This window comes from Bradyrhizobium sp. 186 (genome assembly GCF_023101685.1).
Taxonomy (GTDB): Bacteria; Pseudomonadota; Alphaproteobacteria; order Rhizobiales; family Xanthobacteraceae; genus Bradyrhizobium.
The window spans coordinates 5,819,829-5,835,379 of the sequence record NZ_CP082164.1 but is presented as its reverse complement, the minus strand read 5'-3'; the positions used below and the strand labels follow the sequence as shown (position 1 = coordinate 5,835,379).

The following is a 15,551-nucleotide window of genomic DNA, read 5'->3' as shown; positions in this document are numbered from 1 at the left end:
ATTGTGATCAACGACTAGGCCCGCCGTCTCAGCTAAGCGGCTCGCATCGTATTCTTGGCGCGATAGGCCTGCGGTGACATTAATGTCAGTTTGCGGAATGCCTTGCGAAAGCTGCTTTCGTCCTCGTAGCCGGTCGTGCGTGCGATCGTCTTGATCGGCTGCATCGTCGTCTCAAGCAGCGTGCGCGCGTGCTCGACGCGGCGACGCATGATGAAGGCCCGCGGCGGCTCGTGCGTGAGCTCCTGAAATTTCCGGTTCAAGGTGCGCTCGCTCAATCCCAGCGCACCCGCAAGGCGCTTCACCGTCATCGGGCTCTTGCCGGTGCGGCGGACGAGCAGGTCTGCCTTGGTCAGCATCGGGTCCTGTGAGAGCAGGTAGCCGACGGGCATGAAGATCGATTGGCTACGCTGCGCGGTGTCGATGACGACATAGTCCGCGCACAGTTTTGCAACCTCCTTGCCCTCGACCAGTTCGATCAGCCTGAGCAGGAGGTCGATCCATGACATCGGTCCGGCCGCGCAAACGATGCGGTCGACCGTGGTGATGACTGCGTCTGCGGCGAGATCGACCGTGGGATGTCGTTGCCGAAGCTCGCTTTGCAGCCACCAGGTGATGGTGGCGCGGCGATTGTCCAGCAGGCCGGCGCCGGCAAGCAGGAAGACGCCGCTGCAAAACGCGCCGATAAGCCGGCCGTTCGCATGCTGTTGCCGGAGCCAGACGCCGGCGCGGGCATATTGCGGCTGCAGGCGGTCGGCCGTGACGTGATCGACGAGGCTGCCGGGGACGATAATCGCATCGCAGCCACCGCGCTTGCCGATCGCCCCGTCGACGGCAAGCAGCTGTCCGCCGCCCGCGCGCACGGCCCTTCCGTCCAGCGAAAGCGTCTGCCAGGTGAAGTGGGACTTTGTACCGCTTTGCTGCATGACGTGGTTGGCGAGCGACAGGACGTCCGCGATCCCGACGACGGCGGAATGCATGCAGCCTTCGAGCGCCAAAATTGCGAGTTTCATGACATCTCCGGGCAGGTGCGGCGATCATACCCCGATGGACGCGGGCGGGTATGGCGGAAATTGCCCGATCTCTGTCTTATCCGCCACTGCCTTCTCGAACATGTCCGGTGCAATCTCCAGCCGTCGCCACCCGACATGATTGGAGAGAAACATGCCTTACGTCACCATTTCCACCGTCCGCGGCATCCTGGATGCCGCCCAGAAGAAGACGCTGCTCGAGCGCGTCACCGACCTGATGGTCGAGGTCGAGGGGCAGGGCAATCCGGATTTCCGCCGCAACGTCTGGGTCAGGATCGAGGAGCAGGAGCCGGCGCACTGGTCGCTCGGCGGCATGCTGCCGACGCCGGAGATCATCGCCGGCACGTTTGGTACGATCGGGGAAGGTGGCATGCGAATAGCGAGGCCGAAGCCGTAGCGGTAGGATGGGCGGAGCGAAACCCATCGTCCTTGCAAGGGGCGAGATGATGGGCTTCGCAAAAGCCCTGCCCATCCTGCGTGCCCATCTTCGGCCCGATTGGCCGTATCGAATATTGACGCCTACGCAAGCGGGAGGAAAATTCGATGACCAAGGACGCCGTCAAATCAGCAGGCCGCCGGCAAAGCCGGATACCGATACTCGCCGTTCCACTGCTTTCCGTCGCGCTTTGGTCTGGGGGCATCAGCCCGGCGGCGCAGGCCGCAGAGCCCGGCAAGGATGCGACGACTGCCAGTCTGCCGCGCATTCTCGTGCTTGCGACGGGAGGGACCATCGCCGGTCAGGCCGACCCACGTGCGACGGGTGCGTACAAATCCGGCCAGATCACGGGCGAACAACTGGTGCAGTCGGTGCCGGGCCTGGACAAGCTGGCGAAGTTGAACGCCGAGCAGATTTCGTCGATCGGATCCCAGGACATGAACGACAAGGTCTGGTTTGGACTGGCCCGTCGTATTCAGGACGCCTTCGACAAGAATGAAGCCGACGGAGTCGTCGTGACCCACGGCACGGATACGCTCGAGGAGACCGCGTTCTTTCTGGACAACGTGCTCCGAGGCGACAAGCCGGTGGTCGTCGTCGGCTCGATGCGTCCAGCTTCGGCCGCCAGCGCAGATGGTCCGGGCAATCTGTACGAAGCGGTCCAGGTGGCTTCCGATCCCCGGTCCCGCGGGCGTGGCGTCATGGCCGTGTTGAACGACAAGATTGAGGGGGCTCGCTCGGTCACCAAGACCAACACCACGAGCATCGAGACGTTTGCTTCTGCCAACGGTGGCCCGGTCGGCTACGTCGACACCGCCGGTGGCATTCGTTTCATGGCTCCGGCTGCCGGTCTCAAGCGCACGACGTATCAACTCCCGGCAGGCGAGCAATTGCCCCGCGTCGAGATCGTATATTCGCACGCCAACATGGATGCCGTCCCGATCGAGGACGCCATTTCACACGGCGCCAAAGGCATCGTGCTGGCCGGTGTCGGCGATGGGAATACGTCGAAGCCGGCGCTCGATGCGCTCGAAGCGGCGGCCAAGAAGGGCATCATGGTCGTGCGCTCCACGCGGGTTCGATCCGGTTTCGTGACCCGAAACGTCGAAGTCGACGACGACAAGAACGGGTTCGTCGTGTCCGAGGACCTCAATCCCCAGAAGGCACGCGTTCTGGCTCAACTGCTGATCGCGAGCGGCATGACGGCTCCAGCCGAGCTCCAGCGGGCCTTTACCGCAACATGGTAATCGGCCGAAGCGGCCCTACTCGTATCCTGCGGACCCACTGATTCCCGCAACGTGCGATCACAAACGAAAAGGCGCCCCTCGCGGAGCGCCTTTTGCTTGTCGCGTACAGTCGGGCCTAATCAGCCCGAATAGTACATGTCGAACTCGATCGGGTGCGGGGTCATGTCGAAGCGGGCGACTTCGGTCATCTTCAGCTCGATGTAGCTGTCGATGAAGTCGTCGTCGAATACGCCGCCGGCTTTAAGGAAGGCGCGGTCCTTGTCGAGATTTTCGAGCGCCTCGCGAAGCGAGCCGCACACCGTCGGGATCTGCTTCAGCTCTTCCTTCGGCAGGTCGTAGAGGTCCTTGTCCATCGCCGGACCCGGATCGATCTTGTTCTTGATGCCGTCGAGGCCGGCCATCAGCATCGCGGCGAAGCCGAGATAGGGATTGGCGAGCGGATCGGGGAAGCGCACCTCGACACGCTTGGCCTTCGGCGAAGCGGTGTAGGGGATGCGGCAGGAGGCCGAGCGGTTGCGCGCGGAGTAGGCGAGCAGCACGGGGGCCTCATAGCCCGGGACCAGGCGCTTGTAGGAGTTGGTCGACGGGTTGGTGAAGGCGTTGATCGCCTTGGCATGCTGGATGATGCCGCCGATGTAGTGGAGGCAGGTTTCCGACAGGTCGGCATACTTGTTGCCGGCGAACACCGGCTTGCCGTCCTTCCAGATCGACTGGTGAACGTGCATGCCCGAGCCATTGTCGCCATAGACCGGCTTCGGCATGAAGGTGGCGGTCTTGCCGTAGATGTGCGCGACCTGGTGGATGCAGTATTTGTAGATCTGCAAATGGTCGGCCATCAGCGTCAGCGTGTCGAACTTCATGCCGAGCTCGTGCTGGGCGGAGGCGACCTCGTGATGATGCTTCTCGACCTTGACGCCCATCTTGGCCATGGCGCCGAGCATCTCCGAGCGCATGTCCTGCACGGAGTCCTGCGGCGGGACGGGAAAGTAGCCGCTCTTGGTGCGGATGCGGTGGCCGAGGTTGCCGCCCTCATATTCCGTGTCGGTGTTGGTCGGCAGTTCCGAGGAGTCGAGCCTGAAGCCGGTGTTGTAGGGGCTGGAGGAGAAGCGCACGTCGTCGAACACGAAGAACTCGGCTTCGGGGCCGACAAACACGGTGTCGCCCACGCCCATCGACTTCACCATGGCCTCGGCCTTCTTGGCGATGCCGCGGGGGTCGCGGTTGTAGGGCTCGCCGGTGGTCGGCTCGAGCACGTCGCAGGTGATGACCATGGTGGTCTCGGCGAAGAACGGGTCGATCGTCGCGGTCACCGGATCGGGCATCAGGCACATGTCGGACTCGTTGATCGCCTTCCAGCCGGCGATCGAGGAGCCGTCGAACATCGTCCCTTCGGCGAAAATGTCGTCATCGATCATGCTGACGTCGAACGTCACATGCTGCCACTTGCCGCGCGGATCGGTGAAGCGCAGGTCGACGTATTTGACGTCGTTGTCCTTGATCGATTTCAGGACGTCTTTGGCGGTCTTCATGCATACCCCTTTTGGCTCTGCGGGTCGGTTTCCAGATGAGCAAAATTATTCTCGCTTTCGGCGAGTTTTGCGCGACCGCATAAACGAAATCAGGCCGCCGAAGCAGCCTTATTTCTTGTCAGAGTGTCGCAAAATGCGGGATAGCACTGGGCTCAGATAGCGTCCAGCCCGGATTCGCCGGTCCGGATGCGGATCGCCTCTTCGATGTTGGAGACGAAAATCTTGCCGTCGCCGATGCGCCCGGTCTGCGCGGCGCGGCGGATTGCGTCGATGGCGCGCTCGACCAGATCGTCGCCGATCACGATCTCGATCTTCACCTTCGGCAGGAAGTCGACGATGTATTCTGCGCCGCGGTAGAGCTCGGCATGACCCTTCTGGCGGCCGAAACCCTTGGCCTCTGTCACGGTGATGCCTTGAAGGCCGACTTCCTGAAGCGCTTCCTTCACCTCGTCGAGCTTGAATGGCTTGATGATGGCTTCGATTTTCTTCACTGCGCGCCTCCCGGCCTTTCGATCAAATAGCAACGTCTTCGTCAGGATGCGCTTTTCTCACGCACGAACTTGTCTTCGCGGCGACGGGATGCCTGACCAACCCGGCGGCGGCCGGCCACACCCTCATAAAATGCCAGTGAGCACGACGAACCGAAGCGACTTCCTCGAAAGCAGGGTCTATGCCAAGTTGCAAATCCCCTGGTTACTGGAGCGTTATCAGCCTTTTAACGAGCATCTCTGATAGGTAGAGCCGACCGGCCCAAAATACCGAAGACTACGAAATAGGCAAACGGTCAATGTGTGTGCAGGCACCTGTTGCGTGCATGGGATCGGCACGGAAGATGCCTGTTGTAGAGGCGTTTGTACCAGGGAAGTGGCATGGAAGTTCTGACCAACGCTGAAATGCAGCGGGCCGACCAGCTTAGCATCGCGGCCGGCACGCCCGGCTTCAAGCTGATGCTGAGCGCCGGCCAGGCGGTCGCCGAAGCCGCCAATGCGATGGTGGAGGAGGGGCCGATCCTGATCGTGGCCGGTTCCGGCAACAATGGCGGCGACGGCTTTGTCGCAGCCGCGGAGCTCGCCGCCCAGGGGCGCGAGGTCTCGGTGATTCTGATGTGCGAGCGCGACCAGCTCCAGGGTGATGCGGCCTCGGCCGCGCGCGGCTGGAAGCATCCGGTGCTCCCGTTCAATCCGCAGGCGATCGGAAAGCCCGCCCTGATCATCGATGCCCTGTTCGGCGCCGGCTTGAGCCGCCCCGTCCACGGCGAGGCGCGCGAGATGATCGCGGCGATCAACGCCAACGGTGCGCCGGTGCTCGCCGTCGACCTGCCGAGCGGCATCAACGGCACCAGCGCGGCCGTGATGGGCGTGGCGGTGAACGCCAGCGAGACCGTCACCTTCTTCCGCAAGAAGCCGGCGCACCTGCTGTTGCCGGGGCGGGTGCATTGCGGCGACGTCCGTGTCGCCGATATCGGCATCGACGCGCAGGTGCTGGACGAGATCGAGCCGCAGGTCTTCGAGAATGATCCGGATTTCTGGGCCGCGGCTTTTCCGGTGCCTCGTATCGACGGCCACAAATTTGCCCGTGGCCACGTGCTGGCGGTCTCGGGCGATGCGGCCGCGACCGGCGCGGCGAGGCTCGCCGCCCGCGGAGCGCTGCGCGCCGGCGCGGGCCTGGTGACACTGGCCTCGCCACGCGACGCGCTCGCGATCAATGCGGCCGCGCTCACCGCGGTGATGGTCCGTCCCGTCGATACCGCGATCGAGTTTGGCGAGCTGCTCGGCGACAGGCGTTACAACACCTGTATGATCGGCCCCGGTGCGGGCGTCGGCGATCGCACCTGCGATTTCGTCCACACCGCGCTCACGGCACAGCGGCACCTGGTGCTCGATGCGGATGCGCTGACGAGCTTTGCTGCAAATCCCGAGCGGCTGTTTGAATCGATTAAGTCCTCGCAAGATGCCGCGGTGGTGCTGACGCCGCATGAGGGCGAGTTCCCGCGACTGTTCTCCGACCTCAGCAACAAATATCCGGGACGCTCGAAGCTCGAGCGCGTACGCGCCGCTGCCGAGCGCTCCGGCGCGGTGGTGCTGCTGAAGGGCCCGGATACCACGATCGCCGCGCCCGACGGCCGCGCCACCATTGCCGCCAACGCGCCGCCCTGGCTCGCCACCGCCGGCGCCGGCGACGTGCTTGCCGGCATCATCGCCGGGCTCCTGGCGCAAGGCGTGCCGGCGTTCGAGGCGGCCAGTATCGGCGTCTGGATGCACGGCGAGGCGGCGAGCGAGGCAGGCCCGGGGCTGATCGCGGAAGACCTGACGGAAACGCTGCCGGCCGTGCACCGGCGGATTTATGGCGCGCTGGGGGTGGAGTACTAGTGCTCAGGCAGCTCGCGCTCACCGACATGAGCGCGGCCGCGCAGGTCCATCGGATTGCGTTTGACCAGGCTATGCCGTGGCTGGTTGGGCTGCACGCGCCGGACCAGGACCGCTGGTTCTATTGCGAGCATGTCTTCCCGACGTGCCGCTTATGGGGACACTTCGAAGACGAGGTCCTGAGCGGGATCATTGCTTTCCGTGAAGCCTGGATCGAGCAGCTCTACGTGCTTCCCGCTGCCCAAGGCCGCGGTGTTGGCACCGAACTCCTCGAGATCGCCAAACGCGCCTGCGAACGGCTGGAACTCTGGACCGTCCAGCGCAACGAACAGGCGCGACGCTTCTACGAAGCCCGCGGATTCGAGCTGGTCGAGCAGACCGACGGGGCGAGGAACGAGGAGAAAGAGCCCGACGCCTGCCATCTCTGGACGCGTGCAGGCCGATAGCTCACTCCACCGCGTACCAGCGCACCAGCCGCGGTGCGGCCCAGTCGGTCACAACGGATTCGATGAGCCATCGTCCGGGTGAGGTTGCGGCGAACGCGATGCGTTGGGTCTGGCCGGGCTCGATCGCGAGCGTGTCGAGCCAGTAGGGCTTCCAGCCATCGTCAAGGCGGTCCAGCAGCCGGAAGTGGTGGCCGTGCAGGTGGAATACGGTGGTGACCGGCGCGGGGTTCTTGAGTGCCAGCACGACGGTGCGGCCGGCCTTGGCGCGGAAGGCTGGGGCGGACGAGGTGGAGAAGCTTGCAGGCCGTATCCAACCGGCGTCGGGTGCGCTGAGCGCGACATCGAACCGCAGGGCGCCTTTCAGATCGAGCTGGTCGGGGAGGCCGTTCGACGGAAGTGGCTGTGGATCAAACAGCGGGACGCGCCGCTCCAGTCTGCCAGAGATCGTGAGGCTCCCGACCTGGTGCGCCTCCTTGCCGTCGTGCAGCAGGAACGGGGCCGACGTGGCCGTATCCACAAATACGTCGACACGCGCGCCGGGGGCCAGCACCACAGCGCCGCTGCGAGCCGGGAACGGCTCGGCCGGCTGTCCGTCCATGGCCATCACGCGGACGTCGTGGTTCTCCAATTTGATCGCCAGGACAGTGCGTTGGGAGCCGTTGATAAAGCGCAGCCGGAGCCGCTCGTTGGCTGCGGCTGAGAGTTCGAATGAAGTCCGCCCGTTGAGGGTATAGAATGGCTGCGTGTCCTTCGGGTCGCGGCCCGGGGGAAGTGCGGTCCCATCCGGCCGCAGGCGCCATTCCTCGATCAACAGCACCTCGTCACGGTCAACGGCCGCGCGGCTCGTCTCCTCGGCGATGATCGGAAGCGGGCGGCCGGGCGCTTTCAGGCCATCCTCGAACAGACGAAAGTCAGCCAGCAAGGTTCCTGCGTTTGGTATTGAAATAATTGATGTTTCGGTCGCATCCGGCGCGGTGGGCGCGCGCCCCCGCAGCGGGTCGGCCGCAGTCGCGCCATTAAGGCCGTACCAGACTGGCGCAAGCGGTACAGGCAGGTCGTTCCGAAATACCACCTCGCAGCGGTCGCCACGCTTGAGACGGACGTTCCCGATATGGCTTACGGCGGCCAGCTCCCAGATTGGTGTAGCCGGCTGAGCCGGCCTCAGAGCCAGGCTCGCGAGGCGGGCTTGGAGGGCGACCTGGGCGGTCACGGGCGGGACTGCGCCGCCGCCAAGCACGCCCACGACCGAGGCTCCCAGGCCGGCCAGAACCTCACGTCGGGTGGAGGCAAAAATCCGCGTTTCCATGGCGCGATGCGGACCACGCCGCGCTGGATAAGTCCAGCCGGCATGCCTACTTGAAGCATGCGTCTACACGGCCATTTTTTTGCTGCGAACAGGCAGGCACATGCTATAAGCCCGCCGCCCGCGGCATCGCGGCCGGTCTTGATGCAAATTTACGCGGGCGTGGCGGAACTGGTAGACGCGCTGGATTTAGGTTCCAGTGACGAAAGTTGTGGGGGTTCGAGTCCCTCCGCCCGCACCAAGCGCTTTCAGCGTTTGCACGGATTACTGAAGGGCCTGCTCCTTGCGGATGTTTTTCCGTCTGGAGCCGGGTCCGATGAACCCACCGGCGCAGGGGCATTGGCCTCGCGCGCTGGACCGATTGATGACAGCGTCCCGACGCGCAACGCGCTGGGACCGAACGAGAAGAAGATTGGACGCCATGCAGGTCACAGAAACCCTCTCGGAAGGTTTGAAGCACGAGTTCAAGATCAGCGTTCCCGCGTCTGATCTCGACGCCAAGGCTGGCGCCAAGCTCGTCGACCTCAAGGACAAGGTCCGCATCAACGGCTTCCGTCCCGGCAAGGTGCCGGTCGGTCACCTGAAGAAGGTGTATGGCCGCTCGGTGATGGCCGAGACCATCGACCAGACCATCCGCGACACCAACACGCAGCTCTTCTCCGAGCGCGGCTTCCGTCTCGCGACCGAGCCGAAGATCACCATGCCGACCGAGCAGGGCGAGGTCGAGGAACTGCTCTCCGGCAAGACCGATCTGACCTATACGGTTGCGATCGAAGTGGTGCCGGCGATTGCGCTCGCCGACTTCAAGGCCTTCCAGGTGGAGAAGCCGGTTGCTGACGTCTCCGACACCGATGTCGACGAGGCGATCAAGCGCATCGCCGATTCGAACCGCGGCTACGCGGCGAAGGCCGAGGGCGCCAAGGCCGAATCCGGCGATCGCGTCACCATCAGCTTCAAGGGCTCCATCAACGGCGAAGCCTTCGAGGGCGGCACCGGCGAGGGCATCCAGGTCGTGATCGGCTCCAACACCTTCATCCCGGGTTTCGAGGAGCAGCTCACCGGTATCGGCGCCAATGAGACGCGTACGCTGAAGGTGTCGTTCCCCAAGAACTACATGAACGACAAGCTTGCCGGCCAGCCGGCCGAGTTCGAGACCACCGCGACGCTGATCGAGGCACCGCAGGATGTCGCGATCGATGACGAGTTCGCCAAGACGCTCGGCCTGGAATCGCTCGACAAGCTCAAGGAAGCTGCGCGCGAGCGGCTGGTCGCCGAGTTCGCGGGCGCGACGCGCCAGCGCGTCAAGCGCGCGCTGCTCGACCAGCTCGACGAGGCGCATCGCTTCGAGGCGCCGCCGTCGCTGATCGACGAAGAGTTCAATCTGATGTGGAACTCGGTCAAGGCCGAGATGGATTCCGCCGGCAAGACCTTCGCCGACGAGGACACCACTGAAGATGCCGCCAAGGAGGAATACCGCAAGATCGCCGACCGACGCGTGCGGCTCGGTCTCGTGCTCTCTGAGATCGGCGAGAAGAACAAGATCACCGTGACCGACGACGAGGTCGGCCGCGCCGTGATTGAGCGGGCCCGCCAGATGCCCGGCCGCGAGAAGGAAGTCTGGGACTTTTATCGCAACAACGCCAACGCGCTGGCCCAGCTTCGTGCACCGATCTATGAGGACAAGGTGGTCGACTTCATCCTGGAGCTCGCCAACGTGACCGAGAAGAAGGTCTCGCGTGAGGATCTCTACAAGGACGACGAAGCGGAAAAGACCGCAGCCTGAAGGCGTTGAGAAAGCCTTCTATTAAGGATGATCGGCGTAACAGGTCGAGCTAGCCAGGTGGCGGGCTGGGCCTCTTTGCGCGAATCAGCTTCAACTGCCGCGTGGATTAAGCCTTAATTCGCTCCGCACTTGTCTGGCGCGAATTGGGCTATATCTGTCGGTGCACGCTGTATCCAAGTCTTCTATCGAAAAGCCTTCTACCAAAGTTCCTGCATCACGGGACGTCCATCGGCCTTCCGGCAAATCCGGCCAAAACTGGCGATGTTCGCGTCCGAAAAACTAGGTGACTCATGCGCGATCCGGTTGAAACCTACATGAACCTCGTGCCCATGGTGGTCGAGCAGACCAACCGTGGCGAGCGCGCCTACGACATCTTCTCGCGCCTCTTGAAGGAGCGCATCATTTTCCTGACCGGGCCGGTCGAGGACGGCATGTCGACGCTGGTGGTCGCGCAGCTCCTGTTCCTTGAGGCGGAAAATCCGAAGAAGGAAATCTCGATGTACATCAACTCGCCGGGCGGCGTGGTGACGTCGGGCCTTGCGATCTACGACACCATGCAGTTCATCCGCCCGCCGGTCTCGACGCTGTGCACGGGTCAGGCCGCCTCGATGGGCTCGCTGCTGCTCGCCGCCGGCGAAAAGGACATGCGCTTCTCGCTGCCGAACTCCCGCATCATGGTGCATCAGCCGTCCGGCGGTTTCCAGGGCCAGGCCACCGACATTATGCTGCACGCGCAGGAAATCCTGAACCTGAAGAAGCGGCTCAACGAGATCTACGTGAAGCACACCGGCCAGACCTACAAGGCGATCGAGGACGCGCTGGAACGCGACAAGTTCCTGACCGCTTCCGACGCCAAGGAGTTCGGCCTGGTCGACAGGGTCATCGACAAGCGCGCCGAGGAACCGGCGGGCGCGAAGGCCCCGTAACACTACCGGGGCTGCAATATCGATCCTTGGAATACCTGTTGGAATTTTCCGGGATCATCAGGGCGACGTTGACGTTAACGGCGCACCTCGCACGGGCGCAAAAAGCAATCTGCGTCTTGCGACGGGCAGAAAGTTCCGCTTTCGTGCTTGTTTTTCGTGGCAATCCAGCAACGCCGGGGTGATTTCGATCACTTCGCCCGTGCCAAGACGTGAAATCACGGTATTGTCACGGGTAGCTGGCGGCTCCCCGATTAGCGAATTCTTGATAGTCGGGTGACAGCATGGTTGGCTACGATTGATCGGCTATGATCGCGGAGAATCGAGTGACCGTGATTCGCACGGGATGTAACGCGTAGGGTCTTTTTTGGTACGGAATTTGCTCTATTTGAAGGTCTGGGCCGGTTGTCGTGCCGGAATAGAGCGATCGAGCGGACGGGATCGAACCGCGGACGGAGACATGAATGAGTAAGGTCGGCACGAGCGACTCCAAGAACACGCTGTATTGCTCGTTCTGCGGCAAGAGCCAGCACGAAGTCCGTAAACTGATCGCGGGTCCCACGGTCTTCATTTGCGACGAGTGCGTCGAGCTCTGCATGGACATCATCCGCGAGGAAAACAAATCCTCGCTGGTCAAGTCGCGCGACGGGATTCCGACGCCGAAGGAAATCTGCAAGGTGCTGGACGATTACGTGATCGGTCAGAGCCATGCGAAGAAGGTCCTGTCGGTCGCGGTGCACAATCACTACAAGCGCCTCAACCACCAGACCAAGCACAACGACGTCGAGCTGGCGAAGTCGAACATCCTGCTGATCGGTCCGACCGGTTCGGGCAAGACGCTGCTCGCGCAGACGCTCGCCCGCATCCTGGACGTGCCGTTCACGATGGCCGATGCGACGACGCTGACCGAAGCCGGCTATGTCGGCGAGGACGTCGAGAACATCATCCTGAAGCTGTTGCAGTCGGCCGACTACAATGTCGAGCGCGCGCAGCGCGGCATCGTCTATATCGACGAAATCGACAAGATCAGCCGCAAGTCGGACAATCCGTCGATCACGCGCGACGTGTCGGGTGAGGGCGTGCAGCAGGCGCTGTTGAAGATCATGGAAGGCACGGTGGCCTCGGTCCCGCCGCAGGGCGGCCGAAAGCATCCGCAGCAGGAGTTCCTGCAGGTGGATACCACCAACATCCTGTTCATCTGCGGCGGTGCGTTCTCGGGCCTCGAAAAGATCATCTCGGCGCGCGGACGTTCGACCTCGATCGGTTTCGCCGCTCAGGTGCTGGCGCCGGAAGACCGCCGCACCGGCGAGATCTTCCGTCACGTCGAGCCCGAAGATCTCCTGAAGTACGGCCTGATCCCGGAGTTCGTCGGCCGTCTGCCCGTCGTGGCGACACTGGAGGATCTGGACGAGACGTCGCTCAAGAAGATCCTCGTCGAGCCGAAGAACGCGTTGGTGAAGCAGTACCAGCGCCTGTTCGAGATGGAGAACATCGAGCTGACCTTCGCCGACGAGGCGCTTGGCGCGGTCGCCCGCAGGGCGATCGAGCGCAAGACCGGCGCGCGCGGGCTGCGTTCGATCCTCGAGGCGATCCTGCTCGAGACCATGTTCGACCTGCCGGGCCTGGAAGGTGTGGAAGAAGTCGTGATTTCCCGCGAAGTTGTGGAAGGCACGGCCCGTCCGCTCTACATCTACGCCGATCGGTCGGATCGCGCCGTCGAGAACGCCAGCGCCTGATTGCGGCGCTGGAACGCTCCAATCGTCTAGACAAGTCACGGCTGCGGAATGTATCTCCGCAGCCGGTGTTGCGTCGCTTATCCGCGTGCGTAAGCGCCTGATGGCGCGCGTTTTTCAATGACTTGACACCCCCCGGGTCGATAGCCACCTAATGTCGGCGGCGAGCGAAAATTCTCTTCAAGATTCGCCTCAGTTCCGATCCGGCAAGCCCGGTCCAACCTGCGACGGACCGACCGGTTTTGCGGATCACCTCGGCACCTTGTGGCGGTTGCGCATGAGCATGGCGGGCTGCGTGCAAGGGGGCAAAGCAAAAGGAAAAGGCCATGACTAATCCCAAACCCCGGCCAACCATCGTCCATGGCGAAACGCACGCTTATCCCGTGCTTCCCCTGCGCGACATCGTCGTTTTCCCGCACATGATCGTGCCGCTCTTCGTCGGCCGCGAGAAGTCGATCCGCGCGCTCGAAGAGGTGATGAAGAACGACGCCCTGATCATGCTCGCGACGCAGAAGAATGCGTCCGATGATGATCCGGCGCCCGATGCCATCTACGAGACCGGTACGCTTGCCAGCGTGCTGCAGCTCTTGAAGCTTCCCGACGGTACCGTAAAGGTGCTGGTCGAAGGGCTCGAGCGTGCGCGCGTGGAGAAGTATACCGATCGCGCCGAGTATTACGAAGCGACGGCAGTTGCGCTCCCTGACACCGATGCGAAGTCGGTCGAGGCGGAAGCGCTGTCGCGCTCGGTCGTGTCCGACTTCGAGAGCTATGTGAAGCTCAACAAGAAGATCTCTGCCGAGGTCGTCGGCGTCGTGCAGGCGATCACCGATTTCGCCAAGCTCGCCGACACGGTCGCCTCGCATCTCGCCGTCAAGATCGCGGATCGCCAGCAAATCCTGGAGACGCTGTCGGTCACGCAGCGCCTGGAGAAGGTGCTCGGCCTGATGGAGAGCGAGATCTCGGTGCTCCAGGTCGAGAAGCGCATCCGCTCGCGCGTCAAGCGCCAGATGGAGAAGACCCAGCGCGAGTACTATCTCAACGAGCAGATGAAGGCGATCCAGAAGGAGCTCGGCGACGACGACGGTCGCGATGAGCTCGCCGATCTCGAAGAGAAGATCTCCAAGACCAAGCTCTCCAAGGAAGCGCGCGAGAAGGCGCAGCACGAGCTGAAGAAGCTGCGCCAGATGTCGCCGATGTCCGCGGAAGCGACCGTCGTGCGCAACTATCTGGATTGGCTGCTGTCGATCCCGTGGAACAAGAAGTCCAAGGTGAAGAAGGATCTGGAAGCCGCGCAGGCGGTTCTGGATGCCGATCACTACGGGCTGGAGAAGGTCAAGGACCGTATCGTCGAGTATCTCGCGGTGCAGTCGCGCGCCAACAAGCTGACCGGACCGATCCTGTGCCTCGTCGGGCCTCCCGGCGTCGGCAAGACCTCGCTCGGCAAGTCGATCGCGAAGGCGACGGGGCGCGAGTTCGTGCGCGTCTCGCTCGGCGGCGTGCGCGACGAGGCCGAGATCCGCGGTCACCGCCGCACCTATATCGGCTCGATGCCCGGCAAGATCATCCAGTCGATGCGGAAGGCGAAGTCGTCCAATCCGCTGTTCCTGTTGGACGAGATCGACAAGATGGGCGCCGATTTCCGCGGCGATCCGTCTTCGGCGCTGCTCGAGGTCCTGGACCCCGAGCAGAACGCGACCTTCAACGACCACTATCTCGAGGTCGACTACGATCTCTCCAACGTGATGTTCATCACGACCGCGAATACGCTCAATATTCCCGGCCCGCTGATGGACCGCATGGAGATCATCCGGATCGCGGGCTACACCGAGAACGAGAAGGTCGAGATCGCGCGCAAGCATCTGATCCCGACCGCGGTGTCCAAGCACGGCCTGGACTCCAAAGAGTTCTCGATCGACGACGACGCGCTGCTGCTTCTGATCCGCCGCTACACCCGCGAAGCGGGCGTGCGCAATCTGGAGCGTGAGCTTTCGACACTCGCCCGCAAGGCGGTGAAGGAGCTGATGATCTCCAAGAAGAAGTCGGTCAAGGTCACCGAGAAGACTCTCGAAGAGCTTCTGGGTGTGCCGAAGTACCGCTTCGGCGAGATCGAGAGCGAGCCGCAGGTAGGCATCGTCACCGGCCTTGCCTGGACCGATGTCGGCGGCGAGCTGCTGACCATCGAAGGCGTCATGATGCCCGGCAAGGGCAAGATGACGGTCACGGGCAATCTGCGTGACGTGATGAAGGAATCGATCTCGGCGGCGGCGTCCTACGTCCGCTCGCGGGCGATCGTCTACGGCATCGAGCCGCCGCTGTTCGACCGGCGCGACATCCACGTGCACGTGCCGGAAGGCGCGACACCGAAGGACGGTCCGTCCGCGGGCGTGGCAATGGCCACCGCGATCATCTCGGTCATGACCGGCATTCCGGTCCGCCATGATGTTGCGATGACCGGCGAGATCACGCTGCGCGGTCGCGTGCTGCCGATCGGCGGTCTGAAAGAGAAACTGCTTGCCGCTGCTCGCGGCGGCATCAAGACGGTGCTGATCCCCGAGGACAACGCCAAGGATCTCACGGAGATTTCCGATGCGATCAAGGGCGGCATGGAGATCATTCCGGTCTCGCGGCTGGATGACGTCGTCGCGAAGGCGTTGGTCAGGAAGCCGGTGCCGATCGTCTGGGAAGAGGACACCAAAGTGACGGTGAAGCCGGACGGCGACGAAGCTGCCGGCGGCCTGACCGCTCACTGAGATCGAA

Annotated in this window: 12 protein-coding genes and 1 tRNA gene; 9 read left to right on the top strand and 4 right to left on the bottom strand. The window is 63.1% G+C overall.

Features of this window, described 5'->3' with window-relative positions; translation table 11 throughout:
• Nucleotides 1-32 precede the first annotated feature (32 nt).
• Complete coding sequence (locus IVB18_RS28045) at nucleotides 33-1,010, bottom strand: helix-turn-helix domain-containing protein (protein ID WP_247983648.1); 978 nt, start codon at nucleotides 1,008-1,010, stop codon at nucleotides 33-35.
• Nucleotides 1,011-1,161: 151 nt separating this feature from the next.
• Between IVB18_RS28045 and IVB18_RS28040 the strand changes: the two genes are divergently transcribed.
• Nucleotides 1,162-1,425 (top strand): tautomerase family protein, encoded by a 264-nt coding sequence (locus IVB18_RS28040; protein ID WP_247983647.1) that lies wholly within the window; start codon nucleotides 1,162-1,164, stop codon nucleotides 1,423-1,425.
• A 146-nt stretch (nucleotides 1,426-1,571) separates the two neighbouring features.
• Nucleotides 1,572-2,711 carry an asparaginase gene (locus tag IVB18_RS28035; RefSeq protein WP_247983646.1) on the top strand — a complete coding sequence of 380 codons (1,140 nt, stop codon included), beginning with the start codon at nucleotides 1,572-1,574 and terminating at the stop codon, nucleotides 2,709-2,711.
• Between the two features lie 119 nt (nucleotides 2,712-2,830).
• Here IVB18_RS28035 and glnA read toward each other — a convergent pair whose 3' ends face one another.
• Both glnA and IVB18_RS28025 read right to left on the bottom strand, forming a co-directional pair.
• Nucleotides 2,831-4,240 (bottom strand): type I glutamate--ammonia ligase, encoded by a 1,410-nt coding sequence (gene glnA / locus IVB18_RS28030; RefSeq protein ID WP_247983645.1) that lies wholly within the window; start codon nucleotides 4,238-4,240, stop codon nucleotides 2,831-2,833.
• A 152-nt stretch (nucleotides 4,241-4,392) separates the two neighbouring features.
• Nucleotides 4,393-4,731: a P-II family nitrogen regulator gene (locus IVB18_RS28025; protein ID WP_007603495.1), complete on the bottom strand. Its 339-nt coding sequence runs from the start codon at nucleotides 4,729-4,731 to the stop codon at nucleotides 4,393-4,395.
• Between the two features lie 378 nt (nucleotides 4,732-5,109).
• On the opposite strand from IVB18_RS28025, the gene IVB18_RS28020 reads away from it, so the two are divergent.
• Nucleotides 5,110-6,609 carry an NAD(P)H-hydrate dehydratase gene (locus tag IVB18_RS28020; protein WP_247983644.1) on the top strand — a complete coding sequence of 500 codons (1,500 nt, stop codon included), beginning with the start codon at nucleotides 5,110-5,112 and terminating at the stop codon, nucleotides 6,607-6,609.
• Nucleotides 6,609-7,052 (top strand): GNAT family N-acetyltransferase, encoded by a 444-nt coding sequence (locus IVB18_RS28015; RefSeq protein ID WP_247983643.1) that lies wholly within the window; start codon nucleotides 6,609-6,611, stop codon nucleotides 7,050-7,052. Before IVB18_RS28020 ends, IVB18_RS28015 begins: the two co-directional genes overlap by 1 nt.
• A 1-nt stretch (nucleotide 7,053) precedes the next feature.
• Here the strand turns inward: IVB18_RS28015 and IVB18_RS28010 are convergent, their stop codons facing one another.
• Nucleotides 7,054-8,358 carry a multicopper oxidase domain-containing protein gene (locus IVB18_RS28010; RefSeq protein ID WP_247983642.1) on the bottom strand — a complete coding sequence of 435 codons (1,305 nt, stop codon included), beginning with the start codon at nucleotides 8,356-8,358 and terminating at the stop codon, nucleotides 7,054-7,056.
• Nucleotides 8,359-8,511: 153 nt separating this feature from the next.
• Here IVB18_RS28010 and IVB18_RS28005 point away from each other — a divergent pair.
• The 5 genes from IVB18_RS28005 (at nucleotide 8,512) to lon (ending at nucleotide 15,544) form a co-directional block, all read left to right on the top strand.
• Nucleotides 8,512-8,596, top strand: a tRNA-Leu gene (locus tag IVB18_RS28005).
• 180 nt (nucleotides 8,597-8,776) lie between these two features.
• On the top strand, nucleotides 8,777-10,138 hold the full coding sequence (gene tig, locus IVB18_RS28000; RefSeq protein WP_247983641.1) for a trigger factor: 1,362 nt from the start codon (nucleotides 8,777-8,779) through the stop codon (nucleotides 10,136-10,138).
• A gap of 290 nt (nucleotides 10,139-10,428) precedes the next feature.
• Complete coding sequence (locus tag IVB18_RS27995; protein WP_247983640.1) at nucleotides 10,429-11,064, top strand: ATP-dependent Clp protease proteolytic subunit; 636 nt, start codon at nucleotides 10,429-10,431, stop codon at nucleotides 11,062-11,064.
• A gap of 461 nt (nucleotides 11,065-11,525) precedes the next feature.
• Nucleotides 11,526-12,797: an ATP-dependent Clp protease ATP-binding subunit ClpX gene (gene clpX / locus IVB18_RS27990; RefSeq protein WP_247983639.1), complete on the top strand. Its 1,272-nt coding sequence runs from the start codon at nucleotides 11,526-11,528 to the stop codon at nucleotides 12,795-12,797.
• A 323-nt stretch (nucleotides 12,798-13,120) separates the two neighbouring features.
• Complete coding sequence (gene lon / locus IVB18_RS27985; RefSeq protein WP_247983638.1) at nucleotides 13,121-15,544, top strand: endopeptidase La; 2,424 nt, start codon at nucleotides 13,121-13,123, stop codon at nucleotides 15,542-15,544.
• The last annotated feature ends 7 nt before the right edge of the window (nucleotides 15,545-15,551 follow it).

Bases quoted from the DNA above. Each gene is read 5' to 3' on its own strand.
- IVB18_RS28045 (WP_247983648.1), bottom strand. From the start codon at position 1,010: ATGAAACTCGCAATTTTGGCGCTCGAAGGCTGCATGCATTCCGCCGTC.
- IVB18_RS28040 (WP_247983647.1), top strand. From the start codon at position 1,162: ATGCCTTACGTCACCATTTCCACCGTCCGCGGCATCCTGGATGCCGCC.
- IVB18_RS28035 (WP_247983646.1), top strand. From the start codon at position 1,572: ATGACCAAGGACGCCGTCAAATCAGCAGGCCGCCGGCAAAGCCGGATA.
- glnA (WP_247983645.1), bottom strand. From the start codon at position 4,240: ATGAAGACCGCCAAAGACGTCCTGAAATCGATCAAGGACAACGACGTC.
- IVB18_RS28020 (WP_247983644.1), top strand. From the start codon at position 5,110: ATGGAAGTTCTGACCAACGCTGAAATGCAGCGGGCCGACCAGCTTAGC.
- IVB18_RS28010 (WP_247983642.1), bottom strand. From the start codon at position 8,358: ATGGAAACGCGGATTTTTGCCTCCACCCGACGTGAGGTTCTGGCCGGC.
- tig (WP_247983641.1), top strand. From the start codon at position 8,777: ATGCAGGTCACAGAAACCCTCTCGGAAGGTTTGAAGCACGAGTTCAAG.
- IVB18_RS27995 (WP_247983640.1), top strand. From the start codon at position 10,429: ATGCGCGATCCGGTTGAAACCTACATGAACCTCGTGCCCATGGTGGTC.
- clpX (WP_247983639.1), top strand. From the start codon at position 11,526: ATGAGTAAGGTCGGCACGAGCGACTCCAAGAACACGCTGTATTGCTCG.
- lon (WP_247983638.1), top strand. From the start codon at position 13,121: ATGACTAATCCCAAACCCCGGCCAACCATCGTCCATGGCGAAACGCAC.